The sequence below is a fragment of the Acidovorax sp. LjRoot118 genome, assembly GCF_964253575.1.
GTDB lineage: Bacteria > Pseudomonadota > Gammaproteobacteria > Burkholderiales > Burkholderiaceae_C > Acidovorax.
This window is the reverse complement of the sequence record NZ_CAXURB020000001.1, coordinates 1,522,426-1,548,816: the sequence shown is the minus strand read 5'-3', so window position 1 is coordinate 1,548,816 and position 26,391 is coordinate 1,522,426. Positions and strand designations below refer to the sequence as shown.

The window sequence follows — 26,391 nt, the reverse complement described above, 5'->3', positions numbered from 1 at the left end:
CTACCTGTCATAACAACTGTCGTGACATCAAGCACCCCATCGCAGCCCTGGAGAAAGCAGCACCCCATGCTGCACCGTTCAACAAGAGGAGACAAAAAATGAGGCGTAATTTCCTGAAGTCCGCAGCCGCCGCCGGTATCGGCCTGGCCGGCACCAGCGCATTCGCGCAGCAACCCGCAGCAGCCCCCGCTGCCGCAGGCGGCCTGCGCGGCAACCAGAACGACGTCTACGTGATGAACGTGATGGTGTCGGGCGTGGAATATTGGTTTCCGGTCTACGAGATGATGAAACAGCTGGGCCGTACGCTGGGCGTGCGCACCCGCTACACCGGCACGCCGGAGTACGACGTGAACAAGCAGTTGGCCTCGTTCGAGCAGGAGCTGGCACGCAAGCCCGCCGGTATCCTGCTGCACCCCATGAACCCCGACCCGTTCATCGAGCCCATCAACCGCGCAGCGGCCATGGGGATCCCGGTGGTCACCTTCGCGGCCGATTCGCCCAACTCCAAGCGCACTTCGTTCATCACCTCGGACAACGAGCGTGAAGGCGCGCAGGCGGCCGACGCCATTGCCGCATCGCTGAACGGCAAGGGCGAATTCGCCGTGCTGGAGAACCCCGGCCAGGACAACCACGACCGCCGCATCGCTGCCTTCATCAACCGCATGAAGACCAAGCACCCCGGCATGAAGCTGGTGGGCCGCGCCGCCAGCAACCAGGACCCGAACAAGGCCTACCAGGCGGTGCAGAGCCTGGCGCAGGCGAACCCCAACCTGGGCGCCCTGTTCATGCCCGAGGCCAACTCGGCCCTGGGCGCGGCACAGGCCAAGGTGGAGACCAAGAAGAACATCAAGGTGATGTGCTGCGATGTGAACGCCAAGATCCTGGACATGATCAAGTCCGGCGACGTGTTCGGCGCCATCAACCCCAACCAGGGCATGCAGGGCTACATGGGCATGATGATGCTGTTCCTGGCCAAGAACCCCGGCCTCATCGATCCGATGAACGATGCCAAGCGCAACGGCACCAACCCCATGGCCGTACCCTTCCTGGACAACGGCCTGGCCGTGGTCAGCAAGGCCAACGCCGACGACTTCTACTGGGACAAGTACCTCGCGCGCCGCGGCACCAAGGGCATCAGCGAGTGAGCAGCAGCGCCATGGGTCCCACCTTGCTCGCGCTGCGCGGCATCAGCAAGCGCTTTGGCGCTTCGCATGCGCTCTCGGGCGTGGACTTCTCGCTGCAGGCGGGCGAGATCCACGCCCTGTGCGGCGAGAACGGCGCGGGCAAGTCCACGCTGATGAACATCATCGATGGCATCCACCAGCCGGACGCGGGCGAGATATCGCTCAACGGCCGCACGGTGGCCATCGATGGTCCGGCCCAGGCCATGCGCCTGGGCATCGGCCTGGTGCACCAGGAGATTGCCCTGTGCGCCGACGCCACCGTGGCCGAGAACATCTTCATGCCGGAGATCAACGCGGGCCGGCAGACCTTTATGGACTACGCCGACATCAACGCACGCGCCGCCAAGGTGCTGGCACGGCTGGGCCAGGACATCGACCCCGCCGTGCGCGTGGGCGAGCTCCCCATCTCCAGCCAGCAGCTGATCGAAATCGCCAAGGCGCTCACGCTCGACTGCAAGGTGCTGATCCTCGACGAGCCGACCGCCGCCCTCACCGACAACGAGTCGGCCGCCCTCTTTCGGGTGCTGCACGACCTCAAGGACCAGGGCATCGGCATCATCTACATCAGCCACCGCATGGCCGAGATCTTTGCGCACTGCACGCGCGTGACCGTGCTGCGCGACGGGCGCAACGTGCATTCGGGCCCGCTGGCCGAACTCGATGCCGATGGCCTGGTGCGGCGCATGGTCGGGCGCGACCTGGGCAACTACTACCCACCCAAGCAGCAGGATGCAGACTGCGGCGAACACGTGCTCGAAGTGGAGGGCCTGGCCGACGGCGAGCGCGTACATGGTGTCTCGTTCACCGTGCAGCGCGGCGAGATCCTGGGCATTGCCGGGCTCATGGGCGCGGGGCGCAGCGAACTGGCGCAGACCCTGTGCGGCCTGCGCCCCGCCACCGGCGGTAGCGTGCGCCTCAACGGCAAGGCGCTCTCGATCCGCAAGTACAGCGATGCGCTGCGCGAAGGCATCGCCTACCTCAGCGAAGACCGCAAGGCCGCAGGCGTGTACCTGGACCTGCCCATTGAGCAGAACATCGCCTCCATGGCGCTCAAGCGTGTGAGTTCGCGCTTCGGCCTGCTGCAGCGTGCAGCCGAGCACCGGCTGGCGCAGGAGTTGGGCGCTCGCCTGAAGCTCAAGTCCGACGGCGTGCAGATCGAGGTGGCCAGCCTGTCGGGCGGCAACCAGCAGAAGGTGGCCATTGCCAAGCTGCTGGCCACCAACCCGGCAGTGCTGCTGATGGACGAGCCCACGCGCGGCGTGGACGTGGGCGCCAAGTCGGAGATCCACCACATCCTGCGCGACCTGGCCTGCCAGGGCGTGGGCGTGGTGGTGATCTCCTCGGAGCTGCCCGAGATCATCGGGCTGTGCGATAGGGCCCTCGTCATTCGCGACGGCCGTGTCGCGGGCGAGGTGCAAGGCAAGGACATGACGGAAGAGGCCCTGCTGCGGCTGGCCTCGGGACTGAAACGACGACAAGAGGAGACGGCATGAATCACCCCGCACAACTGAACGCCGGCAGCATGGCCGGCCTGCATCCGCCGCGCCAGGCGCCGGGAGGGCCCGGCAAACCCGGTGGCACCAAGCTCACCAGCATGCGCGAGATGGGCCTGCTGGCCATCATCCTGGTGCTCTGCGTGGGCATGAGCTTTGCCTCGCCCTACTTCCTGACCTGGGACAACATCCGCGCCATGCTGCTGTCGTTCTCCATCGAGGGCATCGTGGTCGTGGGCATGACCATCTTGCTGATCGTGGGCGGCATCGACCTGTCGGTGGGCTCGGTGGTGTGCTTTGCCATGGTGGTCACGGGCAAGCTGTTCCTGCTGGGCTTTGATCCCTGGACGGCCGGGCTCATCGCCATTGCCGCCAGCGCGCTGATCGGGGCCATGATCGGCGGCTGCGTAGTGCGCATCGGGCTCAACCACTTCATCGCCTCGCTGGCCTTCATGGTTATCGTGCGCGGGCTGTGCCTGGCGCTCACGCAGGGCACGCCGCAGTCGCTGTTCTCGCTGCCGGCCTCGTTCAAGTTCATTGGCCAGGGCACGGTGCTCGGCATCCCGGCGGTGATCCTGATCTTCCTGACCATCGTGGTGGTCAGCGACTTCGTGCTGCGCCGCGCCAGCCTCCTGCGCCGCGTGTTCTACACCGGCAGCAACGAGAAGGCAGCGCTGTACTCGGGCATCCGCGTGGGCCACGTGAAGTTCTGGGTGACGGTGCTGTGCGCGGCCTCGGCCGGCCTGGCGGGCGTGATCTACACCGCGCGCTTCGGTGCGGCCACGCCGACCTTCGGCGTGGGCATGGAGCTCAACGTGATTGCCGCCGCCGTGATCGGCGGCGCCAGCTTGAAGGGCGGCTCGGGCACGGTGCTCGGCGCCGTGCTCGGCCTGGCCCTGCTCTCGGTGGTGACCAGCTCGCTGATCCTGCTGGACGTGTCGCCCTACTGGCAGGACGTGATCAAGGGCCTGATCCTGCTTGCCGCCGTGACCATCGACCACCTCATGAACACCCGAAAGACCAAGCGATGAATGCCGTGATGAATGCAGCCATGAAGACCACCACCCTCGGCCCCTCGGGCATCGAGTGCTCGGCCATTGGCCTCGGTACCTGGGCCATGGGCGGCTGGATGTGGGGCGGCCAGGACAGCGCCGCCGCCACCGACGCCATTGCCGCCTCGCTCGACGCCGGGGTGACGCTGATCGACACCGCGCCGGCCTATGGCCTGGGCGCCTCCGAGAGCATCGTCGGCGCCGCCCTCAAGGGCCGCCGCCACGAGGCGGTGGTCGCGACCAAGTGCGGGCTGGTGTGGCACACGCAAAAGGGCACGCACTTCTTCGACGAAGACGGCCACCCGGTGTACCGCTACCTGGGCCGCGAATCGATCTTCCATGAAGCGGAGGAAAGCCTCAAGCGCCTGCAGACCGACTACATCGACCTGTACATCACCCACTGGCAGGACAGCACCACGCCGGTCGAGGAGACCATGGATGCCCTGCTCACGCTCAAGCAGCAGGGCAAGATCCGCGCCATCGGTGTGAGCAACGCGAGCCCCGAGACGCTGGCCGAGTACCTGCAGTACGGCCCCGTGGACGCGGCGCAGGAGCGCTACAGCCTGATCGACCGCGAGATCGAGCAGACGCTGGTACCCCTGTGCACCCGCCACAACGTGGCCATGCTCGGCTACTCCTCGTTGGCGCTGGGCCTGCTGGCCGGCCCCATCGACCCGGCGCGCGAGTTCACGGGCGACGACCAGCGTGCCAGCAACCCGCGCTTCGGCACCGCCAACCGCGCCAGGCTCAAGGCCTTCTTCGACGAGCTCGAACCGGTGCGCCGGCAGCTCGGCTGCTCCTTCGGCCAACTGATGATTGCCTGGACGCTGGCCAGCGGCAATGTGTCGGTGGCGCTGTGCGGCGCGCGCGTGCGCGTGCAAGCCATCGAGAACGCGACCGCTGGCGCGCTGGACCTGCCCGAGGAGGCCGTGCAGCGCATTGACGAGGCCGCCGCCCGGCACCTGAAGGCACTGGCCTGACCCCGTTTTCCACACACAACCCCAACACAAGGATTTCTTCGTATGTCGAAAGACAAGACCGCGCGCCTGAACCGCCTGCTGACCAACGGGCGCTGCCTGGACATCGCGATCGACCATGGTGTTTGCAACGAGCCCAGCTTCCTCAACGGCCTGGAGGACATGCCCCAGGTGATGGACAGGCTCGTGGCCGCCGCGCCCGATGCCATCCAGCTCAACTACGGCCAGGCCGACCTGCTGCAGGACCGTGCGGGCCGCAGCAAGCCGGCGCTGGTGATGCGCATCGACATGGGCAACCCCTACAACGCCACCGCCCACCGCGTGATGTGGGCCCTGCTGCAGAACGAGCACGACCCGGTGCTGCCGGCCGTACAGCGCGATGCGGCCTGTGTGGTGGTCAACCTGTTCATGCTGCCCAATGAACCCGACCTGTTCCGCCAGTGCGTGCAGAACATCGCACGCGTGCGCGCCGACTGCGACCGCTACGGCATGCCGCTGATGATCGAACCGCTGGTGATGCGCCCGCACAACGAGCAAGGCGGCTACATGGTCGATGGCGATGCAGAGAAGATCGTCACCCTGGTGCGCCTGGCGCGCGAGATGGGGGCCGACATCGTGAAGGCCGACCCGACCACCGACCCCACCGACTTCCATCGTGTGGTGCAGGCCGCGCGCTGCCCGGTGCTGGTGCGCGGCGGAGGCCGCGAGGACCTGCAGCAGGTGTTCGCGCGCTCGCGCGTTCTGCTCGACCAGGGGGCCGTGGGCATGGTCTACGGGCGCAACGTGTACCAGCACGCCAACCCTTCGGCGGTGGTCGATGCGCTGATGGCCATGATCCACCGCGGCGCCAGCGCTGCGGCGGCCTGGGACATCTACACGACCGCGCAAGCGCAGGCCTGATCCCGCCGACGCTGCAGACGACAAGAAGAGAGAGGGGAGCAGGAGAAAACGAGCCCTGCGGCCGGTGGCAACTGTGCCACCGGCCGGCGTGCCTGCGCGCGCCTGTGGCAGCGCCGTCGGATGGATCGAAGAAGAGAGTTTTCCGAGAACTTCAAACAACCTGGAGGCGACGATGAAAATCCGGTATTACCTGATGGCGCTCCTGCTGCCGTTCGTCACACTGCTGACGCATGCAGCGATCACGGGGGTCAACCCGATGACCACCCTTACCACCATGGCGGCCGCAGTCACGCAGGCCGCCGAGGTCCCGCTCCCGCTGCAGGGGCCGGGCCTGGGCAACCTCACCTACACCTCGGCCGAGCTGTTCAAGCCGGTCTCCATGATCACACGCGCCTCTGGCGACGTGCCGGCCACCTACCCCGGCCGCAAGGACTACGGGCTGAACGTGGGCATCATGCTCAACGGCTATTTCCTGACCTCGTTCGCGCCGGACAGCGGCCTGGGCCCCGGCGGCTTTCTGCTGTACGACGTGTCCAACCCGCGCGCCATCGTGCTCGCCAAGAAGATCTACGAGCCCGAGGGGCGCACCAAGGAGTTCCGCGAGGCCCACGCCTTCGGTACCGCGAAGATCGGCGGCAAGCAGTATGTGGTGGTGCCCAGCATCAAGGGCATCGAGTTCTGGGACTTCACCGACATCAACAACATTCAGCAGGTCAAGAAACTGGCGCTGCCCACCGTCAATGGCGGCGACTATGCCAACGTGGCCTGGCAGCTGTGGTGGCAGGCCCCTTATGTCTACGTGGCTTCGGCCAACGACGGTGTCTACATCGTGGATGCGAGCGACCCGGCCAATGCCGTGATCGCCAACCGCGGTGTGGGCAAGCCCAACCCCGTGCCCACCGGCGAGCTCGGGGGCTTTCGCGTCGGGCCCATCTTCACCATGGGCAACCACATGGTGCTCTCCTCGATGGACAACACCGATGGCTTTGCCAGCCTCGATATCTCCGACCCGCTCAACCCCAAGGTGCTGGACACCGTGGGCTCCAACCCCAACTACTATGCCACCTGCTTCGACGGCAGGAACCTGCACGCCTCGGCACGCGGCGGCGGTGCCCGCATGTACAGCTACGACCTCGCGGACCGCACCCAGTTCGTTGCGGAAGACAACCGGCTGGTCATCGATGAGCAACTGTACTGCGGCACGCAGGACCACTACGTGTTCCAGGGCGCGCAGTTCAAGGTGCACAAGGTGGACGTGAGCAACCCGCTCAACCATGTGGAGGTGGGCCAGGGCAGCCTGTTCGCCACCAGCGACCCCGAGTACACACACTCCGACCACGGCCAGGTGGCGCCCATGGGCAACCTGCTGTTCATCGGCAACGACCACGGCTCGGGCAGCGGCTTCATCGTGCACCAGACCGCGCCCGACACCACGCCACCAGCCGTCAAGCAGACCTCGCCCACCAATGGCGCCAGGCAGCAGGCGCTGACCTCGCGCATCGGCGTGGGCCTGACCGACAGCATCCGGCCCGAGAGCGTGAGCGCCAGCACCTTCATCGTGCGCCCGGTCAACGGCAATGCGCTGGCCGGCACCTACAGCGTGCAGCTAGGCATCATCAACTTCCACCCCACGCAGCCATTGGCGGCCGGCACCAGCTATGAGATCGTGCTCACGGCCGGCGGCGTGAAGGACTATGCGGGCAACGGCATCGCGGCGGAGTACAAGGCCGTGTTCCACACCGGCAATGCCACCGACATCAGCCTCATGAACCACTGGCCGCTGTCGAGCACCCTGACCGACGAGATCGGAGCCAACAACGGCACGGCCTCGGCGGCCGACCAGTTCAGCAGCATCGGCCTGAACTTCGCGCAGCGCACGGGCGGCGTGCCGCTCAAGAACGACAGCGTGGCCACCGCGCTGGGCGGCACGGCCTCGCTGGCCTTCTACATGAAGACCACGCAGGCCGGCTCGGCCAACGCCTGGACGGCGCCCGGCCTCTTCGGACGCGACCAGTCGGGCGGTGCGGACGACGTGTTCTGGGGCTGGATCGACAACACCGGGCGGCTCAACCTCTCGGTGGGCAATGTGGCGGCCAACAACCCGGGCACCCGCTCCACTGCGGCCGTGAACGACGGCAACTGGCACCACGTGGTGATGACGCGCGACGCGGCCTCGGGCGCACAGACGCTGTACATCGACGGCACCAAGACCAGCTCCACCGGGCTCACGGGCACCAAGGGCCTGTCGAACAAGTTCGCGCTGCTGGGGCAGATCCAGGGCAACACCGACTTCTTTCGCGGCAGCCTGGCCGATGTGCGCGTCTACGGGCGCGTGCTCAGCGATTCAGACGTCACGCAGCTGAGGTCGCAGGCCATCATCGGCGATGCCGGCGTGAGCGGCGGGCCGCAGCTGGTGAACGGGCAGTTGAGCTTCGACCCCACCCGCCTGGGTGGTGGCAGCGGCGTCACCTACCGCTGGAATTTCGGCAACGGCACGCAGACCGCCTTCTCGGCCCAGGCCAACACCACCTACAGCTACAACCGCCCCGGCCACTACACGGTGACCCTGACGGTGCGCAACGCGGCGGGCCAGGAGACCTTCTACACCTACAACGTGACCGTGATCTTCCCGACAACGGCCACGGCGCCCACGCATTCGAGCAACATCGTCGGCGACGCCAACAGCGTCTATGCCGTGAACCCGGACAGCGGCACGGTGGCCGCCATCGATGCGCTGGCCCTGACCAAGCGCTGGGAGACGCGCGTGGGCGACGAGCCCAAGACCCTGGCGCGTGCCCCCGATGGCCGCATCTGGGTCACCGTGCAGGGCGAGGACAAGCTCGTGGCGCTGAATCCGGCCGATGGCAGCATCGCGGCCACGGTGGCCCTGCCCTACGGCAGCGGCCCCTACGGCGTGGCCTTCACGCCCAACGGCAGCAAGGGCCTGCTGACACTGGAAAGCAAGTCCACGCTGATCGCGTTCGACCCGGCCAATGGCAGCACCACGGGCACGCTGGCGCTGGAGGGCGACCTGCGCGGCATCGCGGTGGCGGCCGATTCGCAGACCGTCTACGTCACGCGCTTCAAGTCCAAGATGACGGGCGGGCAGTTGCACAAGGTGGGCCTCAGTTCCATGGGCCTGTTGTCCACCATCGCCCTGCCGGTGGACACGACCACGGTGGACACCGAGAACAGCGCGCGCGGCGTGGCCAACTACCTGAGCCAGGTGGTGATCTCACCCGATGGCAGCCGCGCCGTGCTGCCAGGCAAGAAGGACAATATCGTGCGCGGGCGCTTTCGCGACGGTGGCGACCTGCTGCACGACCAGACGGTGCGCTCCATCCTCTCGCAGGTGGACCTGGCGCAGGCCACGCACCTGCTGCCCGAGCAGATCGACTTCGACGACCGGGCACCGGCGCGCGCCGCCCTCTTCTCCCCTGCGGGCGACTATCTGTTCGTGGCGCAGATGGAGGGCAACAACATCGCCATCGTCGATGCCTACACCCGCGCCGTGCGCGGCGAGATCAACGCCAGCAGCGCGCCCCACGGCCTGTACCTGGACGCTGCGCGCAAGCGGCTGTACGTGAACAACTTCCTGGCGCGCTCGGTCACCGTGCACGATGTGGCCGACGTGCTGGCCTCGCGCAGCGCGGCGGCGGTCTTCCTGCAGAACGTGGCCACGGTGGCGCAGGAGCCCATGGCGGCTGCGGCGCTGCGCGGCAAGCTGGTGTTCTACAACGCGGCCGATAGGCGCATGAGCAAGGACAACTACATGTCCTGCGCCAGCTGCCACGCCGATGGCGGCGACGACGGCATGGTCTGGGACTTCACCCAGCGCGGCGAGGGCCTGCGCCGCACCATCAGCCTGCAGGGCCGGCGCGGCACCGGCCACGGCAAGCTGCACTGGAGCGCCAACTTCGACGAGGTGCAGGACTTCGAGAACGACATGCGCAGCGCTTTCGGCGGCACGGGCTTCCTGAGCGACGCGGACTTTGCCGCAACCAGCGATCCGCTGGGCGCGCCCAAGGCCGGCCGCAATGCCCAACTCGACGACCTGGCGGCCTACCTCGCCTCGCTCAACAAGTACATGCGCAGCCCGGCGCGCGCCGCCGACGGCAGCCTGACGGTGGAGGCCGCGCGCGGGCAGACCCTGTTCGCCAACGCCAACTGCGCCAGTTGCCATGCGGGCGGCACCTTCCAGGACGGCCTGCGGCACGACGTGGGCAGCATCCAGGCATCCTCTGGCAAGGGCGCCAACCAGCCGCTGGCCGGCGTGGGCTTCGACACGCCCACGCTGATCGGCAGCTGGGCCGCCAAGGCCTACCTGCACAACGGCCAGAAGGCCAGCGTGCTGGACGTGATCGCGGGTGGCCACGGCAATGCCGCAGGCCTGCCGGCAGCGGACCGGCTGGCGCTGGCCGACTACGTGCGCTCGCTGGACACGGGCTCGGACATCACGGCACGGCTGCGGTCCAACCAGAGCACGATGTGCATCAACATCCGGGGGGCCTCGGCGGCCAGCGGGGCCGTGGCCATCCAGTGGCCCTGCGGCAGCGCGGACAACGAGACCTTCACCTTGCGCAACATCACCGGGGGCTATGTGCAACTGGTCGCCAAACACAGCAACCTGTGCCTGGCGCAGGACAGCGCTGCAGCCAGCGGCGCCGGTGTGGTGCAACTGGCCTGCAGCACCGGCAACACAGCGCAGTGGAGCCTCGTGGGCTCGACCATCCGCAACCGGGCATCGGGCGCCTGAATCGACGTACCCAACAACTCGACGGTGCAGGACACGCCCCTGCTCACCTGGACCTGCAACGGCGGCAACAACCAGAACTGGAGCCAGTTGCCCTAAGCCCCTGAGAAGTTCTTCATCGGCCTGCGGCTGCAATGCAGCCGCGGGCTTTTTTCATGCCTGTCGCTCGCGCAACTGTTTTCAAAACTGGAACAGTCAGTTCGCGACTGGGTGGTTTTTCCATGAACACACCAGGCGTACAGTTCAACCCATCGATGAGCCGAACCCGCAAGGCGACTCACCGAACCCGGTCCGAAACAGTTTTGTACCGGTTTTCGAGACGCTTTTTATCTTTCAAGGATTTTCATCATGAACACGACTGCACGCTTTCTCTCCATCGCCGCTGTGGCCGCTTTTGCATCGTTCGGCGCCTATGCCGACGAGGCCGATGGCTCGCAATTCGCCCTCAAGTTCGAAACCAACCGCACCCGCGCCGAAGTGGCTGCCGAAGCGGCCGTGACGGCCCGCACGCACAGCATGGAACCCGCTGGTTCCCGCGTGGTGACCTACCAATCGACGGCCGACCGTGCCGCCGTGCGTGCCGAGGCTGCACAAGCCCTGCGCACCGGCCAGATCTCGTCGGGCGAAGCTGGTTACCTGTAATCCGCACCGCCCTGCAGCAAGCCCCCTACCCCCATTTGATCGGAGAATCACCATGAACAACACCGCACGTTTCCTGTCCATCGCCGCCGTCGCCGCTTTCGCGTCTTTCGGTGCCTACGCCGATGAAGCCGACAGCTCGCAGTTCGCCCTCAAGTTCGAAACCAACCGCACCCGCGCCGAAGTGGCTGCCGAAGCCGCTGTGGAGGCCCGCAAGCACAGCATGGAGCCTGCCGGTTCCCGCGTGGTGACCTACCAATCGAAGGCCGACCGCGCCGCCGTGCGTGCCGCTGCTGCCGAAGCCGTGCGCACCGGCCAGATCCCTTCGGGCGAGATCGGCGTTCTGTAATCCGCACCAGTGCAAGGCTGCAGACCGCAACTGCGGCCAGCATGCAAAAAAGGCCGGTGCCCCTCGCGGGGCCCCGGCCTTTTTCGTGTTGCCCATGGGGCCACGGCATGTGCCTTGCCTTATTGCAGCACGGTCACGCCGGTCTTGGCCTGCAGGGTCTCGAAGCTCACGCCAGGGGCCAGCTCGATGAGCTTCAGGCCTTCGGGCGTCACGTCCAGCACAGCCAGGTCGGTGATGATGCGGTCGACCACGCCCACGCCCGTGAGGGGCAAGGTGCACTGCGGCAGGATCTTCAAGTCTTCGGTGCCGTCCTTCTTCTTCGCCACATGCTCCATGAGCACGATCACGCGCTTGACGCCGGCCACCAGGTCCATGGCGCCGCCCATGCCCTTGACCATCTTGCCCGGGATCATCCAGTTGGCCAGGTCGCCCTTTTCGCTGACCTGCATGGCGCCCAGGATGGACAGGTTGATCTTGCCGCCGCGGATCATGGCGAACGACTGGTCGCTGCCGAAGATGGACGAGCCTTTGATCGTGGTCACGGTCTGCTTGCCGGCATTGATCAGGTCGGCGTCCACCGCGTCTTCGGTCGGGAAAGGGCCGATGCCCAGCATGCCATTTTCGGACTGCAGCCACACTTCCTTGTCACCCGTGAAATTGGCCACCAGCGTGGGGATGCCGATGCCCAGGTTCACGTAGAAACCGTCTTCGAGTTCTTGCGCCGCACGTGCGGCCATCTGGTCTTGGGTCCACGGCATGGTCAGGCTCCTGCTTTCTCTGTGATGGTGCGTTTTTCGATGCGTTTCTCGGGGTTGGCGTTGTGCACGATGCGGTGCACGTAAATACCGGGCAGGTGGACCTGGTCGGGCTCCATGGCACCGGTTTCCACGATCTCTTCCACTTCGACGATGCAGACCTTGCCGGCCGTCGCGGCCGCAGGGTTGAAGTTGCGCGCCGTGAGGCGGAACTGCAGGTTGCCGGACTTGTCGGCACGCCAGGCCTTGACCAGCGACACGTCGGGCACCAGCGAGCGCTCCATCACATAGGTTTCGCCGTCGAACTCGCGCAACTCCTTGCCCTCGGCCACGATGGTGCCCACACCGGTCTTGGTGAAGAAGGCCGGGATGCCCGCGCCGCCGGCACGCAGCTTCTCGGCCAACGTGCCCTGGGGCGTGAATTCGAGCTCCAGCTCGCCCGCCAGGTACTGGCGCTCGAACTCCTTATTCTCGCCCACGTAGGACGAGATCATCTTCTTGATCTGGCGCGTCTCGAGCAGCTTGCCCAGGCCGAAGCCATCGACGCCCGCATTGTTGGAGATCACGGTGAGGTTCTTCACGGCCGAATCACGCAGCGCGTCGATCAGGGCCTCAGGGATACCGCACAGCCCGAAACCGCCGACAGCCATCAACTGGCCATCTGCAACCACGCCTTCCAGCGCTTTGGCTGCGGAGGGAAATATCTTGTTCACCACGATCTCCTTGCGAATGTTGGATGCGCTACGATACTACGTACAGACATAAGTAGTACCCCGTAAAGATTTGCACTATGGACGCCACCGATGGACGTTGATTACAAACTCGCGTTTGACATGGCCCCCGTGGGATTGGTGCTCTCGCGCAACCGCACCATGGTGGACTGCAACCGGCAGGTCTGCGAGATGTTCGGCGCCTCGCGCGAGCTGCTGATCGGCCAGTCGTTCCAGGTACTCTATCCGAGCGCCGACGAGTACGAGCGCCTGGGCGCGCACATGGAGCCCATCCTCAACGCCAAGGGCCACTACGCCGACAACCGCATCATGAAGCGTGCCAACGGCGAGGTGTTCTGGTGCCATGTGTCAGGCCGCGCCCTGAACCGCGAAGACCCCCACGCCTCGGGCATCTGGAGCTTCGAGGACCTGAGCTCGCAGCGCCCCGTGAAGGCCGAGCTGACCGGCCGCGAACGCGAAGTGGCCGCGCGGCTGCTCGAAGGCCTGACCTCCAAGGAGATCGGGCGCACCCTGGACATCAGCCACCGCACGGTGGAGATCTACCGCGCGCGGCTCATGCGCAAGTACAACGCGTCCACAGCCGCCGACCTGGTGCACAAGCTGCTGGCGGGCTGACAGCCCTATTTTTTCGGCCCGTCGATCACCTCGGCGGCCGTGCGAAAGGCATCGACTGCTGCGGGAAGGCCGCAGTAGATGCTGGCGTGCAGCAGCACTTCCTGGATCTCGGCCGCCGTGGCGCCGTTGTTGAGCGCGCCGCGCACATGGCCATTGAGCTCGTGCTGCTTGCCAAGCGCGGTGAGAAAGGCCACGGTGACCAGGCTGCGCGTCTTCAGGTCCAGCCCCGGGCGCTGCCAGACATCGCCCCAGGCATTGCGGGTGATGAACTCCTGGATGGGCTGGGTGAACTCGGTGGCGTTGCCGAAGGCATTGGCCACGAAGTCCTCGCCCATGACCTGCTTGCGCGTGGCCAGGCCTTTGTCGAAGTCTTTGGAGGATGGGGGTTGGGTCATGCGGGCGCTCCAATACGGTTGGGGCCGCCATGTTAGCCGGCTCGCCCCTGCGGAAAGCAGAACGCCACCGGCCCTGCCCCGCGAAGGGAAAGGACGGTGGCGTTGTCAGCTCACTCAGGCGTCGGCGGTTGCGCCAGCGAGGTCAAAACGGTCCAGGTTCATGACCTTGGTCCAGGCCTTCACGAAATCCTGCACGAACACCGCCTGCGCATCGCTGCTGCCATATACCTCGGCCAGCGCACGCAGCTGCGAGTTGGAGCCGAACACCAGGTCGGCCACGGTGCCCGTCCACTTCGCTGCACCGGTAGTGCGGTCCACCCCTTCAATGACACCGGCAGCCGAGCCGGATTTCTGCCACCGCGTGCGCATGTCCAGCAGGTTCACGAAAAAGTCATTCGTGAGCGCGCCGGGCTGCTGGGTGAACACGCCATGCGAGCCCTGGCCCGCATTGGCGCCCAGGACGCGCAAGCCGCCCACCAGCACCGTCATCTCGGGGCCCGTCAGGGTGAGCTGGTTGGCGCGATCGATCAGCAGCTCGGCCACGGCTTCCTCCAGGCCGGGGCGCACATAGTTGCGAAAGCCATCGGCCAGCGGCTCCATGACCTCGAACGAGGGCACGTCGGTCTGCTCTTGCGAGGCGTCCATGCGGCCCGGGGCGAAGGGTACGCTGACCTCCTGGCCGGCGCTGCGGGCAGCGGACTCGACGGCCGCAGCGCCGCCCAGCACGATGAGGTCGGCGATGGAGATCTTCTTGCCGCCGGTCTGCGCGGCATTGAAGTCCTGCTGGATCGCTTCGAGCTTGCCCAGCACCTTGGCCAGTTGCGCCGGCTGGTTCACTTCCCAGTCCTTTTGCGGCGCCAGGCGGATGCGGGCACCGTTGGCGCCGCCGCGCTTGTCGCCACCGCGGTAGGTGGAGGCCGACGCCCAGGCGGTGGACACCAGTTCCGCAACCGACAGGCCCGAGGCCAGGATCTTTGCCTTGAGCACCGTCACGTCCTGCGCATCCACCAGGGCGTGGTCCACCTCGGGGATCGGGTCCTGCCAGATCAGTACTTCGGCCGGCACCTCAGGGCCCAGGTAGCGCACGCGCGGACCCATGTCGCGGTGCGTGAGCTTGAACCAGGCGCGCGCAAAGGCATCGGCGAACTGTTCAGGGTGCTCCAAAAAGCGGCGCGAGATCTTCTCGTAGGCCGGGTCCTGGCGCAGCGAGAGGTCGGTGGTGAGCATGGTGGGCACACGCTTCTTGGAGGGGTCGTGCGCATCGGGGATGGTCGCCTCGGCGCCCTTGGCGGTCCACTGGTGGGCGCCGGCCGGGCTTTTGGTCAGCTCCCATTCAAAGCCGAACAGGTTCTCGAAGAAGTTGTTGCTCCACTGCGTGGGGGTGGTGGTCCAGGTGACTTCCAGGCCGCTGGTGATGGCGTCGCCGCCAAAGCCGCTGCCGTGCTTGCTGATCCAGCCAAAGCCCTGGTCCTCGATGCCGCCGCCTTCGGGCTCCTTGCCCACCAGGGCGGCGTCGCCCGCGCCGTGGGTCTTGCCGAAGGTGTGGCCGCCGGCGATCAGCGCCACGGTTTCCTCGTCGTCCATGGCCATGCGCGCAAAGGTGTCGCGGATGTCGCGCGCTGCAGCGATGGGGTCGGGGTTGCCGTTGGGGCCTTCGGGGTTCACGTAGATCAGGCCCATCTGCACGGCGGCCAGGGGCTTGGCCAGGTCGCGCTCGCCGCTGTAGCGCTTGTCGCCACCCAGCCAGGTGGTCTCTGCGCCCCAGTACACGTTTTCATCGGGTTCCCACACGTCGGGGCGGCCACCGGCAAAGCCGAAGGTCTTGAAGCCCATGGATTCGAGCGCCACGTTGCCGGTGAGGATCATCAGGTCGGCCCAGGAAATCTTGCGGCCGTACTTCTGCTTGATGGGCCACAGCAGGCGGCGCGCCTTGTCCAGGTTGGCGTTGTCGGGCCAGCTGTTCAGGGGCGCAAAGCGCTGCTGCCCGGCCCCCGCACCGCCCCGGCCATCGGCCAGGCGGTAGGTGCCGGCGCTGTGCCAGGCCATGCGGATGAACAGCGGGCCGTAATGGCCGAAGTCGGCCGGCCACCAGTCCTGCGAGTCGGTCATCAACGCATGCAGGTCGGCCTTCACGGCGGCGAGATCGAGGCTCTTGAACTCCTCGGCGTAGTTGAACCCGTCGCCCATGGGGTCGACCAGTGGCGAGCTTTGGTTGAGGGGGCGCAGGTTGAGCTGGTTGGGCCACCAGTCGGCGTTGCCGCGGCCCTTGGGCGCGGCAGCCTTGCTGTGGTCGAAGGGGCACTTGGCTTCTGTTGTCATGGGTCTCTCCTTGTAAGTGGTTCAGGCACTTGGCAAGACCCATGGTAGGAAACAATCCATGGCGCGTAAACTGAATCGATTGAATTTCCCCGATAGTCAATATTTATCGAAATGCCACAGCCATTGCCAAACAGCGTGCTAACTCAGAGACCGCGCGCCAGCGGCAGGCCTGGCGCGTCGAGCTGCGCCCGCAGGATGTGCCCGTGGGTCGAATCGGTGACAAACACCGTCTGCCCGCACTCCCCGCCAAAGGCCAGGTTGGTCGTCGACGCGCCCGCTGGCCCGCGCAGCACCAGCTCGGGCTCGGCCCGGTGGTTGAGCACCCACACATAGCCCAGGCCAGGATTGGCCACGAGCAGCCGGCCTTGGGCGTCCACGGCCAGCCCGTCCGGGCCGCTCGGGCCGTAGGAGGTGAAGAACTGTCCCACCTTGGCCACGCTGCCATCGGGCAGCAGCGGTACGCGCCAGACGCAGTTGCCGCGCGTGACGGCCAGGTAGAGCACGCGCCCGTCGGGCGACAAGGCCACGCCATTGGGGCTGGGCACATTGGCCAGCAGCAGATCGAGCTGGCCATTGGGGCGCAGGCGGTACAGGCGCCCGCTTGGATCGTGCAGCCCGCTCTGGCCCTGGTCGGTAAAGTAGAGATTGCCCTCGGCGTCGAAGACCAGGTCGTTCACGCCCTTGAAGCGCTCGCTGTTGCGCCGCTCCAGGTACGGGGTGACCCGCCCGCTCGCCACGTCCAGTCGCATGAGGCCGTTCTTGTAGTCGGTGATCAACAAAGTGCCGGCATCGAGGAACTTCATGCCGTTGGGCTCGCCGTCGTATTCGGCAACGAGTGTCCAGGAACCTGCGGGGTCGACGCGCAGGATGCGGCCCCAGGGGATGTCGGTCACGTAGAGATTGCCGGCAGCGTCGAACACCGGGCCTTCGAGAAACGAGTCGGTGATGGCACCTGCCCGGTTGGCATCGGCCCAGGCGCTGCGCTCGCGCCGGCGCAGCGACTCGGGCATGGCGGTGAAGAGTTCGAGGTCGCGCACTTGGGGGGCTTGCAGCAGAAACATGGGATGGCTTTCGTTGGCTCTGATCTTCACGCGGCAGGAAATCCGTACAGCCGCGCAGGGTTGTCCACCAGGATGCGGTCCATCGCAGCATCCGTCACGACCCAGGCCTGCAGCAGGTCCACCAGATCGGCATCGTTCACGGTGCCGGGCGGCTCGGTGGTGTGCGGCCAGTCGCTGCCCCACACCAGGCGCTCGGGAGCGGCCTGCACCAGCGCGCGGCCCAGGGGCAGCGTATCGGCGTAACCCGGAACCTGCACCGTGGAGCGCATGTAGGCGCCGGAGAGTTTGACCCAGGTGTTGCCCCCGTCAAGCAGGCGTTGCAGCGTAGCCCAGGCCGGGGCCGATGGCCCCTCGGCCGGGTCGATGCGGCCCAGGTGGTCGATCACCAGCGGCACCGGCAAGGCCTGCAGCACCGCTTCGAGCGCCACGATCTGCTCCGGGTGCGCGAACACCTGGATGTGCCAGCCGCCGCAGTCCGCATGGCGCGCCAGCTTGCCCGCCAGGGTGGTCAGCATCTCTTCTGTGGTCATGCCCCAGGATTGGGGCGAGACGAAGTTCACACGCAGCCCGCGCACGCGCCGTGCGGCCAGGCGGCCCAGCTCCACATCGCCGACCTGCTGGTCCACCACGGCCACGCCGCGTGCGCTGTCGCCCAGTTGGTCCAGTGCATCCAGCGTGCAAGCGTTGTCGATGCCGTAGGTGGAGGGCGTGACCACGACCGTGCGCGCGGTGCCCAGGCGCTGCTGCAGCTGCCGGTAGGCGGCCACGGGTGCCTCGGGCGGTGTGCGCGGCCAGTGCGGCGACGGCGCAAAGCGCGTGTCGAAGATGTGCATGTGGCTGTCGCACGCCAGGGCGGGCAGCGCGCGCAACGGGCGGTTCAGGCCCAGCGAATGCGGCACGGGATCCAGAAGGGGTGGCAGGCCCATGGCAGGTCAATCCAGCTTGATGCTGCCCTTGCGCACCACCTCGCCCCACTTGGTGTCTTCCTTCTTGAGGAAGGTGGCGAACTCGGCGGGTGTGGAGCCGACGGCCTGGGCGCCCATATCGGCCAGGCGCTGTTTCACCTCGTCCTCCTTCATCACGTCCTGCACTGCCTGGCGCAGCCTGGCGGCAATGGGCTCGGGCGTCCCGGCGGGCAGGAACATGCCGTTCCATTCAAAGGCCTCGTAGCCGGGGATCACCGTCTCGGCCACCGTGGGCACATCGGGCAGGCGCCTGGAGCGCTCGGGCGCCGACACGGCCAGTGCGCGCAACTTGCCGCCCGCTATGTGGGGATAGGTCGCGGCCACGGTGCCGAACATGAAGTCCACTTGGCCGGCCATCACGTCGGTGATGGCCGGGCCGCCGCTCTTGTAGGGCACATGCACCATGTCCAGGTCGAGCTGCTGGCGCATCAGCTCCGCAGCCAGGCGCTGCACCGTGCCGCTGCCGCCCGAGGCGAAGTTGAGCTTGCCCGGAGCGGCCTTGGCCTTGGCGACCAGGTCGTTGATGTTCTTGAGCGGCGAGTCCGCCTTCACGATCAGCACGTTAGGTGCCAGCAGCACCAGCGACAGCGGCTGCAGCGCGTTGGCCGCATACGGCATCTTGGGGAACAGGTGCGGGTTGATAGAGTACGGCGTGGCGTCGTACAGCAGGGTATAGCCGTCGGCATTGGCCTTGGCCACGTAGCTGGCGCCGATGGTGCCGCTGGCACCGGCCTTGTTGTCCACGATCACGCTGGTGCCCAGCCTGGCGCCCAGGCGCGTGGCCAGCACGCGCGCCACGGCATCTGCCGCCCCTCCCGGCGCATAGGGCACGACGATGGTGATGGGACGATCAGGGAACGCAGCATGGGCCATGCCGACGGCCAGGGCGCAGGCAGCGATCAGGGGTTTGAGAAAACGCAACATGTCATGTCTCCGATCATTCACTCAGCTTTGAGGTCCAGGTCCTTGGCAATCTGCGTGTAGGTGGCGACCTCGCGCTCGACCTGCGTGGCAAATGCCTTGCCGCAGGTGGAATCCGCATCCAGCCCCATGCCGCGCAGCTTCTCCACCGCCGCGGCGCTTTTCGCGAAATCTGCCGCCACGCGCTCCAGTTGCCGGGCCACGGCCTCGGGCACACCTGCAGGAGCCAGCACGCCGTACCAGGCATCGGCCGAGTAGTTGCCGCCACCGGCTTCGGCAAAGGTGGCGACATCGGGCAGCAGCGGAGAGCGCTTGGCCGATGCCACGGCCAGGGCCGCGAGCTTGCCGCTGCGGATCTGCGGCAGCACCGAGCCCAGGGTAGCGAACGAGCTGTCGAGCTGGCCGCCCATCAGGTCCGTCACCACCGGCGCAGCGCCCTTGTAGGGAACGTGGTTGAGCTGCAGGCCATTGGCCCGGGCGAACATCTCGGTGGCGAAGTGGCCTGAACTGCCCACGCCCGCTGTGCCAGCCGTAGTGCGGCCCGGCTCCCTGCGCGCACGCGCCAGATAGTCGGCCAGCGATTTCACCGGCAGGCCCGGCCCCACCACCAGCACGGTGGGGCTGGTGGCTACCGTGCACAGTGGCTTGAACGACTTCACCGCATCGAACTTCACCCGGTTGCTGTACAGCCCCGGGATCATCGTGTGGTTGGTGGCACCGAACAGCAGCGTGTAGCCATCGGCCGGTGCGCTGGCCACCGCCTGCGCGGCCAAGATGGTGTTGGCGCCCGGTTTGTTGTCGATGACGAAGGGCTGGCCCAGCGCACGGCTGGCGTGGTCGGCAAAGGCCCGCGCCACCACGTCGGTGGGGCCCCCCGCCGCAAAGCCCACCACCAGCTTCACCGGCTTGGACGGATAGCCGGCGGCCTGCGCGAAGCAGGTGGCGGATGCCAGGGTCAAAGTGGCCAGCATCGCCTTTCTCGCGAGCGCTGGAAGTCGTATGTGCCTGTTCATTGCTTGTGTCTCCTCATCGTGATCCTGTGGATGTACCGCCCCTGCTCCCTCACGCGGCCGTTGGGGCAGGGGTGCGCGCCAGGACCTGCAGCAGGTTCTTCGCCGCGCCCACGCCCATGTTCACATAGGCATCGCTGGTCACGCCGCCGATGTGCGGGGAGAGGATGAAATTCGCCTCGCCCTGGAAGGGGTGGCCGGCGACCATGGGCTCGACCGCAAAGCTGTCCAGCCCCGCAGCCATCACCTGGCCGCTGCGCACGGCCGCAAGCAAGGCCGGCTCGTCGATGAGGCCACCACGCGCAGTGTTCACCACAATCACCCCGCGCTTGCACTGCGCCAGAGACGCTTCACCCAGCATGCCGCGGTTCTCGTCGGTCAGAGGGCAGTGCAGCGAGATCGCGTCCGAGTCACGCCAGATGGTAGCCAGGTCCACGCTCTCGACATACACCGGCAGGTCCTTCGCGAAGGGGTCGAAGCCGAGCACGCGCATGCCCAGCGCGTCGGCCAATTTGGCAAAGCGCAGGCCGATGGCGCCCAGGCCGACCACGCCCACGGTGCGGCCACCGAGCTCCAGGCTCTTGTGCGTGGCCTTGTCCCAGTGGCCGGCGTGCATGCGCGCATCGAGCGCCACGACAGACTTGGCGCAGGCCAGCAGCAAGGCCAGCGCCTGCTCGGCCACAGCCGCGGCATTGGCGCCCACGGCGGCCACCACCTCGATGCCACGCGCCTTTGCTGCCACCTTGTCGATGGTGTCGGTGCCGCTGCCATGCTTGGAGATGACCTTGAGCGAAGGCGCGGCATCCATCACGGCCGCACCGACCTTGCCGTAGCGCACGATGATGGCCACGGGGTCGTGCGTGCGGCACAGGGCCACCAGGTCGTCCTCGGTGGGGGCCTTGCCGGCATAGACGATATGGAAGTCTTCCAGCAGGGCCAGGGCCTGTGCGGCCAGGTCGGCCCCGGTCACGATGATGGCAGGGCGGCTCACAGCGATTCCCCTTCCTTGAGCACGCCGGCGGCGCGCAGGGCCGCAGGCAGCCACTTCGATGCCGTGTCGCCGCGGGCGATGGCCTCGATGCGGGCGGCCTCGTCGGCCACCTTCTTGTCGGCCAGGGCCATCATCGCGGGAGCCTTGGCGCGCTCGATCACCACCACGCCGTCGGCATCGCCCACGATCAGGTCTCCCGGGTGGACGGTGGCGCCGCCGGCCGAGATCGAGTGGTTGATACGGCCGGGCACGTACTTGGTGGGGCCGGCGGGGTTGAAGCCCGCGCTGAAGACCGGGAAGCCCAGGTCCAGCAGTTCCAGCTTGTCACGGATCGCGCCGTCGACGACCACGCCGGCCAGGCCCCGCTTTTTGCAGGCGCTGAGCATCAGCGTGCCCATCAGGGCGGCGGTCTGGTCGCCCTTGCCGTCGATCACCAGCACGTCGCCGGGCTGGGCCAAGGCAATGGCGGCGTGGATCATGAGGTTGTCGCCCGGGCGCACCTCGACGGTGAAGGCCGGGCCTGCGACCTGCATGTCCTGGTGTACCGGGGCCACGCGGGCGTGCATGGTGCCGCGGCGGCCCGCCACGTCGGCGAGGATGGCAGCCTGGAAGGTGGCGGCTTTTTGGACGACCTCGGCGCTGACGCGTTCGATGTCACGGATGATTTCGGGAAGCTGGCTCATGGTGCGGTCCTTGTTGGGTTGGTAGTGCGGAGAAAAGTGCGGCGCCTGTCTGCGACCAAGGAACTACTCGGCGGTGATGTTCCCGTCCTTGATGACCTTGGCCCACTTGGCGGAGTCGGCCTTCTGCAGGTCGCCGAGCTGGCGCGGCGTGCCGCCCACCAGGGTCACGCCGAGCTTGTCGGCCAGGGCCACGACGGCAGGGTCCTTGAGGGCCTTGCCGATCTCATCGTTCAGGCGCTGCACAACGGGTGCGGGGGTTTTGGCGGGCGCGAACACGGCCTGCCACTGCTCGACGACGAAGTCCTTGAGCCCGGCCTCTCCCATGGTGGGCACGCTGGGCAGGGCCTTCAGGCGCTGGGCCGACGTGACCGCCAGCGCGCGCAGCTTGCCGGACTGCACATGGGGCAGCGCGGCGGCGGCCGGCGCAAACATGAACTGCACCTGTTCGGCCAGCGTGTCCTGCAGTGCCGGGGTGTCGCCCTTGTAGGGCACGTGAATGAAGCGCGTGCCGCTTTGCTGCTGCAGGAGCTCGCCCTGCATCTGCAGGATGGTGCCGTTGCCGCCCGAGGCGAAGGCGAGCTTGCCCGGCTGGGCCCGGGCCGCGGCCAGCAGATCGGCGACCGACTGGAACGGCTGTTTGGCCCCCACCACCAGGATGTGCGGAATGGTGCCGATGGTGATCACGGGCTCGAAGCCCGCGATGGGGTCGTAGGGCAGCTTGCCCATGAGGTGAGGCGCAATCGCCTGCGGGCCGATGGACGTGCCCAGCAGGGTATAGCCATCGGGCGCGGCCTTGGCCACGAAGGCGGCGCCGATGGTGCCCGTGGCGCCGGCCTTGTTGTCGACGATGACGTTGGTGCCCAGAGAGGACGCCACGCGCAACGCCAGGTTGCGGCCCAACACGTCGGTGCTGCCGCCGGGCGGGTACGGCACGACCCAGGTGATGAGCTTGCCGGCGGGCCAGTCGCCCTGCGCGAACGCAGAGCCTGTGGCCAGCGTGGCAGCCAGGGCCGCAAGAACGCTGCGGCGGGAAGTGGAAATGGTCATGGCATGGGCCTCTTCAGGTCGTCGTCAGAAAGGGGGGATGCAGGAGTGGCTGCGGGCGCAGCGAAGCCGTAGAGCGCCTGCGGGTTGTCCACCAGCACGCCGCGCAGGGTCGCGCCGCTGTTCGGCGCCTGGTCGATCCATTGCGCGAGGCGGTCCATCTGGCGCGCGTCGTCGGGCAGGGGCTGCACGCCGGCCGTGGCGGTGGCATGGGGCCAGTCGCTGCCCCAGAGCACATAGTCGGGCGCACAGCGCAGGTAGCCCTGGGCCAGCGCGTCGAGGGCGGGGTCGTCCACCGTGTGCAGCGGGCTGACGATGTAGCCGCCGGAGAGCTTGATCCAGGCCTTGCCGTCTGCCAGCAGCTGCAGCAGCAATGCGTGGGCGGCATGCGTGCCGGCTTGCGCAGGTGCGATGCGCCCGAAGTGGTCGAACACCAGTGGCACCGGCAGGCGCCGCAGCACCGGGCCCAGCGACGCCAGCAGGTCGGGCGCCATCAGCAGTTGCAGGTGCCAGCCCAGCGGCGCGATGCGCGCGGCCAGCGGCTCCAGCAGATCGGCGGTGCCCGACACACCCAGCGAGAGGTTCAGGCGCACACCGCGCACACCCTGGATACGGAGTTGCTGCAAGGCTTCGTCGCTCTCGCTGCCGTCGATCACCGCGACCCCACGCGCCTGCTCACCCAGTGCGGCAAGCCCTTCGAGCATGCAGCGGTTGTCAGTGCCATAGGTCGATGGCGTGACCAGCACGGTGCGCGTGGTGCCGATGCGCCGCTGCAATGGCCCATAGTCGCTGGCCGAGGCATCGGGCGGCAGCAGCCGGGCACCGGGGGCCAGGGCAAATCGGCTGTCGTACACATGCACGTGGCAGTCGCAGGCCCCGGCGGGTACGGCCACTGCGGGCTTTTCGGTGCCGGCCGAGAAAGGTACGGGCGTGACAAGGCAATCGCGGGTCATGGCGATGGTCCGGTGGGCGTGGGCTCAGCTGGGGGTCTGCAGGCTCAGTCGAGGCTTGCGCCGGAGTCCTTGACGATCTTTCCCCAGCGCGGCACCTCAGTGCGCAGCAACTGGCCGAACTGCTCGGACGTGCCGCCCATCACATCGCCGCCTTCGCTGCGCAGCTTGTCGGCCACGTCGGGCTGCTGCAGGGCCTGGTTGATGGCCTTGTTGAGCTGGGCCACGATGGGTGCGGGCGTGCCGGCCGGTGCCAGGATGCCGAACCAGGTCACGGCGTCGAAGCCCTTGTAGCCCGACTCGGCCAGCGTGGGCACGTCGGGCAGTTGGCTGGCACGCTTGGCCGAGGTGATGGCGATGACCTTGAGCTTGCCGTTGCGCACCTGGCCCAGCAGCGTGGGCACGGAGGACATGTACAGGTCGATCTGCCCGCCCACCAGGTCGGTCATGGCCTGGGCCGCGCCTTTGTAGGGGATGTGGCGCAGCTGGATGCCGGCAGCGTTCTCGGCCAACTCGCCGGCCAGGTGGGCGACGGTGCCGTTGCCTGAGTAACCCAGGGTGAGCGCATCGGGCTTGCCCTTGGCGGCAGCCACCACGTCGGCAAAGCTCTTGTAGGGCGAGTTGACGGGCGCGGCCATCACGATGGGCGAGGACGACACCAGCGCCACGGGCACCAGGTCCTTGAGCGGGTCGTAGGGCAGCTTGGGGTAGAGCGTGGGGTTGATGGCCAGGTTGCTGGTCTGGCCCATGACCAGCGTGTAGCCGTCGGGTGCGGACTTGGCTGCGGCATCCACGCCCAGGTTGCCGCCCGCACCGGGGCGGTTGTCCACGATCACGTTCCACTTGTTCTGGTCGGTGAGCTTCTGGGCCACGGTGCGGGCGATCATGTCTGTGCCGCCGCCGGGCGGGAAGGGCACGATCAGGCGGATCGGCTTGCTGGGATAGGCTGCCTGCGCGAAAACCGTGCCGGCCGGCATGGCAGCGGCGGCGAGGCCGAGGAAGGCAGCGCACAGGTGTGCACCGGCAGAACGCGAAAGCGATGGAAGCACTGGCATGGATTTGTCTCCGTTGTGATGGTTCGTCACGCCGGCCTGCATGGCCCGGCGCCGTGGATGCGACTTTACGCAGACGTTTCAACCCATACAATGGAGTTGCACACCATGAAACGAATTGCGCCATGAGCAACACCCCTGAAAAGCCCCTGGCCCCTGCCGCACCGCTGGCCGCCGACACCACCGGCGGAGTCATCGCCGTCACCCGCGCCCTGCAGGTGCTGGAGGCGTTTGCGCTGGGCGAATCGAGCCTGCCCCTGGCCGAGCTGAGCCGGCGCTGCGGCCTGCACAAAACGACGGTGCTGCGCCTGGCGCGCACGCTGGCGCAGTCGGGCTTCATGGTGCAGCGCGAAGATGGCGACTGGCGCCTGGGCCCTGCTGCCGGCTGGCTGGGCGCGCGCTACCAGGCGGGCTTCGACGTGCAGAACGTGCTGGAGCCCGCGCTGCGCGAGCTCACCCATGCCACGGGCGAGAGCGCCGCCTTCTACGTGCGCGAAGGCCAGGTGCGCACCTGCCTCGTGCGCGTGGAGGGGCCGCAGGCACTGCGCCACCATGCGCGCATGGGCGAAGGCCTGCCGCTGGACAAGGGCTCGCCGGGCCGCGTGATCCTGGCCTTCTCGGGCGAGCCGGGCAAGGCCTACGAAGCCATCCGCCAGAAGGGCTACCACTGGTCCATCGGCGAGCGCGAACAGGGCGTGGCCACGGTGTCGGCGCCGGTGTTCGGCATGCACTGGCGGCTGATGGGCTCGGTGTGCATCTCGGGCCCGGCTTCGCGCCTGCCGGCAGAAATGCTCGAAGCCCTTGCACAGACGGTGATGGCCGCCGCCACGCAGCTGTCCTATGCGCTAGCGGGCAACACCGCAGCGCCCTCGCACAGTCCGGTACGCGCCACCCATTGGCATCCTTGAATCCCCGATACTGGTGCCATCAGAAAAGACAAGGAGACCGACGTGACCCGCTACCCCGCCCCATCGCTCGACAGCCTGCCCGAGGACATCCGTGCCCGCATCCTCGAAGTGCAGGAGAAAGCCGGCTTCGTGCCCAACGTATTCCTGGGCTTTGCCCGCCGCCCGGCCGAATGGCGCGCATTCTTCGCCTACCACGACGCCCTGATGCTCAAGGAGGAAGGCAGCCTGACCAAGGGCGAGCGCGAGATGATCGTCACCACCACCAGCGCGGCCAACCAGTGCCTGTACTGCGTGGTGGCGCATGGCGCCATCCTGCGCATCTACGAGAAAAAGCCGCTCGTGGCCGACCAGGTGGCGGTGAACTACCGCAAGGCCGAGATCAGCCCGCGCCAGCGCGCCATGCTCGACTTTGCGATGAAGGTCTGCGAGCACTCGCACGAGATCGAAGATGCCGACTTCATTGCGCTGCATGCGCACGGCTTCGACGATGAGGACATCTGGGACATCGCGGCCATCACCGCCTTCTTCGGGCTCAGCAACCGCATGGCCAGCTTTGCCGGCATGCAGCCCAACCCCGAGTTCTACCTGATGGGCCGCGTGCCCAAGGCAAAACCTTCGGCTTGAAGCACGCCATGCACACGGGC

The 26,391-nt window shown here is 67.2% G+C and carries 24 protein-coding genes; 11 read left to right on the top strand and 13 right to left on the bottom strand.

All coding sequences use genetic code 11. The features are described 5' to 3' along the window. Positions 1–98: 98 nt before the first annotated feature. The 8 genes from ACSQ9E_RS07195 (at position 99) to ACSQ9E_RS07160 (ending at position 11,347) form a co-directional block, all read left to right on the top strand. Positions 99–1,145 (top strand): substrate-binding domain-containing protein, encoded by a 1,047-nt coding sequence (locus ACSQ9E_RS07195; protein WP_057206162.1) that lies wholly within the window; start codon positions 99–101, stop codon positions 1,143–1,145. Between the two features lie 11 nt (positions 1,146–1,156). After that, a complete protein-coding gene (locus ACSQ9E_RS07190) occupies positions 1,157–2,677 on the top strand; it encodes a sugar ABC transporter ATP-binding protein (RefSeq protein ID WP_436217301.1) in 1,521 nt (506 codons plus the stop codon). Continuing rightward, entirely contained in the window at positions 2,674–3,708 is a 1,035-nt protein-coding gene (locus tag ACSQ9E_RS07185) for an ABC transporter permease (protein ID WP_436217300.1), read from the top strand. Before ACSQ9E_RS07190 ends, ACSQ9E_RS07185 begins: the two co-directional genes overlap by 4 nt. A gap of 20 nt (positions 3,709–3,728) precedes the next feature. Further along, positions 3,729–4,709 carry an aldo/keto reductase gene (locus ACSQ9E_RS07180; RefSeq protein ID WP_436217299.1) on the top strand — a complete coding sequence of 327 codons (981 nt, stop codon included), beginning with the start codon at positions 3,729–3,731 and terminating at the stop codon, positions 4,707–4,709. 42 nt (positions 4,710–4,751) lie between these two features. Then, the gene (locus ACSQ9E_RS07175) at positions 4,752–5,606 is read left to right on the top strand and encodes a class I fructose-bisphosphate aldolase (RefSeq protein ID WP_436217298.1); all 855 of its coding nucleotides are present in this window, start codon (positions 4,752–4,754) and stop codon (positions 5,604–5,606) included. Between the two features lie 172 nt (positions 5,607–5,778). Next, positions 5,779–10,362: an Ig-like domain-containing protein gene (locus tag ACSQ9E_RS07170; protein WP_436217297.1), complete on the top strand. Its 4,584-nt coding sequence runs from the start codon at positions 5,779–5,781 to the stop codon at positions 10,360–10,362. 345 nt (positions 10,363–10,707) lie between these two features. Beyond that, entirely contained in the window at positions 10,708–11,001 is a 294-nt protein-coding gene (locus tag ACSQ9E_RS07165; RefSeq protein ID WP_436179014.1) for a DUF4148 domain-containing protein, read from the top strand. A gap of 52 nt (positions 11,002–11,053) precedes the next feature. After that, positions 11,054–11,347, top strand: coding sequence for a DUF4148 domain-containing protein (locus tag ACSQ9E_RS07160; RefSeq protein WP_436217296.1), 294 nt, complete (start codon positions 11,054–11,056; stop codon positions 11,345–11,347). A 119-nt stretch (positions 11,348–11,466) separates the two neighbouring features. Here the strand turns inward: ACSQ9E_RS07160 and ACSQ9E_RS07155 are convergent, their stop codons facing one another. Both ACSQ9E_RS07155 and ACSQ9E_RS07150 read right to left on the bottom strand, forming a co-directional pair. Beyond that, a complete protein-coding gene (locus ACSQ9E_RS07155) occupies positions 11,467–12,105 on the bottom strand; it encodes a 3-oxoacid CoA-transferase subunit B (RefSeq protein WP_428000074.1) in 639 nt (212 codons plus the stop codon). Positions 12,106–12,107: 2 nt separating this feature from the next. Continuing rightward, the gene (locus ACSQ9E_RS07150) at positions 12,108–12,815 is read right to left on the bottom strand and encodes a CoA transferase subunit A (protein ID WP_436217295.1); all 708 of its coding nucleotides are present in this window, start codon (positions 12,813–12,815) and stop codon (positions 12,108–12,110) included. A 90-nt stretch (positions 12,816–12,905) separates the two neighbouring features. On the opposite strand from ACSQ9E_RS07150, the gene ACSQ9E_RS07145 reads away from it, so the two are divergent. Then, positions 12,906–13,448 (top strand): PAS and helix-turn-helix domain-containing protein, encoded by a 543-nt coding sequence (locus ACSQ9E_RS07145; protein ID WP_057206148.1) that lies wholly within the window; start codon positions 12,906–12,908, stop codon positions 13,446–13,448. A gap of 5 nt (positions 13,449–13,453) precedes the next feature. On the opposite strand, the gene ACSQ9E_RS07140 is transcribed toward ACSQ9E_RS07145, so the two are convergent. The 11 genes from ACSQ9E_RS07140 to ACSQ9E_RS07090 all read right to left on the bottom strand — a co-directional run bounded on the left by ACSQ9E_RS07140 (position 13,454) and on the right by ACSQ9E_RS07090 (position 24,842). Beyond that, entirely contained in the window at positions 13,454–13,843 is a 390-nt protein-coding gene (locus ACSQ9E_RS07140) for a carboxymuconolactone decarboxylase family protein (protein ID WP_436217294.1), read from the bottom strand. 114 nt (positions 13,844–13,957) lie between these two features. Continuing rightward, positions 13,958–16,162, bottom strand: a complete 2,205-nt coding sequence (gene katG, locus ACSQ9E_RS07135; RefSeq protein ID WP_436217293.1) for a catalase/peroxidase HPI — start codon at positions 16,160–16,162, stop codon at positions 13,958–13,960. A gap of 143 nt (positions 16,163–16,305) precedes the next feature. After that, entirely contained in the window at positions 16,306–17,223 is a 918-nt protein-coding gene (locus ACSQ9E_RS07130; protein ID WP_436217292.1) for an SMP-30/gluconolactonase/LRE family protein, read from the bottom strand. Between the two features lie 26 nt (positions 17,224–17,249). After that, positions 17,250–18,149 carry an amidohydrolase family protein gene (locus ACSQ9E_RS07125; protein WP_436217291.1) on the bottom strand — a complete coding sequence of 300 codons (900 nt, stop codon included), beginning with the start codon at positions 18,147–18,149 and terminating at the stop codon, positions 17,250–17,252. Between the two features lie 6 nt (positions 18,150–18,155). Then, a complete protein-coding gene (locus tag ACSQ9E_RS07120; RefSeq protein WP_436217290.1) occupies positions 18,156–19,112 on the bottom strand; it encodes a Bug family tripartite tricarboxylate transporter substrate binding protein in 957 nt (318 codons plus the stop codon). A gap of 17 nt (positions 19,113–19,129) precedes the next feature. Continuing rightward, positions 19,130–20,122, bottom strand: a complete 993-nt coding sequence (locus tag ACSQ9E_RS07115; protein WP_436217289.1) for a Bug family tripartite tricarboxylate transporter substrate binding protein — start codon at positions 20,120–20,122, stop codon at positions 19,130–19,132. A gap of 49 nt (positions 20,123–20,171) precedes the next feature. Then, complete coding sequence (locus tag ACSQ9E_RS07110) at positions 20,172–21,110, bottom strand: NAD(P)-dependent oxidoreductase (protein ID WP_436217288.1); 939 nt, start codon at positions 21,108–21,110, stop codon at positions 20,172–20,174. Continuing rightward, positions 21,107–21,793 carry an RraA family protein gene (locus ACSQ9E_RS07105; protein ID WP_436217287.1) on the bottom strand — a complete coding sequence of 229 codons (687 nt, stop codon included), beginning with the start codon at positions 21,791–21,793 and terminating at the stop codon, positions 21,107–21,109. Before ACSQ9E_RS07105 ends, ACSQ9E_RS07110 begins: the two co-directional genes overlap by 4 nt. Positions 21,794–21,856: 63 nt before the next feature. After that, positions 21,857–22,840, bottom strand: a complete 984-nt coding sequence (locus ACSQ9E_RS07100; protein ID WP_057206130.1) for a Bug family tripartite tricarboxylate transporter substrate binding protein — start codon at positions 22,838–22,840, stop codon at positions 21,857–21,859. Continuing rightward, complete coding sequence (locus ACSQ9E_RS07095; RefSeq protein WP_436217286.1) at positions 22,837–23,790, bottom strand: amidohydrolase family protein; 954 nt, start codon at positions 23,788–23,790, stop codon at positions 22,837–22,839. The genes ACSQ9E_RS07100 and ACSQ9E_RS07095 overlap by 4 nt, the downstream gene beginning before the upstream one ends. Before the next feature lie 44 nt (positions 23,791–23,834). After that, positions 23,835–24,842 carry a Bug family tripartite tricarboxylate transporter substrate binding protein gene (locus tag ACSQ9E_RS07090; RefSeq protein ID WP_436217285.1) on the bottom strand — a complete coding sequence of 336 codons (1,008 nt, stop codon included), beginning with the start codon at positions 24,840–24,842 and terminating at the stop codon, positions 23,835–23,837. A 122-nt stretch (positions 24,843–24,964) separates the two neighbouring features. Here ACSQ9E_RS07090 and ACSQ9E_RS07085 point away from each other — a divergent pair, with 122 nt between their 5' ends. Both ACSQ9E_RS07085 and ACSQ9E_RS07080 read left to right on the top strand, forming a co-directional pair. Then, positions 24,965–25,747, top strand: a complete 783-nt coding sequence (locus ACSQ9E_RS07085; protein WP_436217284.1) for an IclR family transcriptional regulator — start codon at positions 24,965–24,967, stop codon at positions 25,745–25,747. 42 nt (positions 25,748–25,789) lie between these two features. Further along, positions 25,790–26,371 (top strand): peroxidase-related enzyme, encoded by a 582-nt coding sequence (locus ACSQ9E_RS07080; protein WP_436217283.1) that lies wholly within the window; start codon positions 25,790–25,792, stop codon positions 26,369–26,371. Positions 26,372–26,391 lie beyond the last annotated feature (20 nt).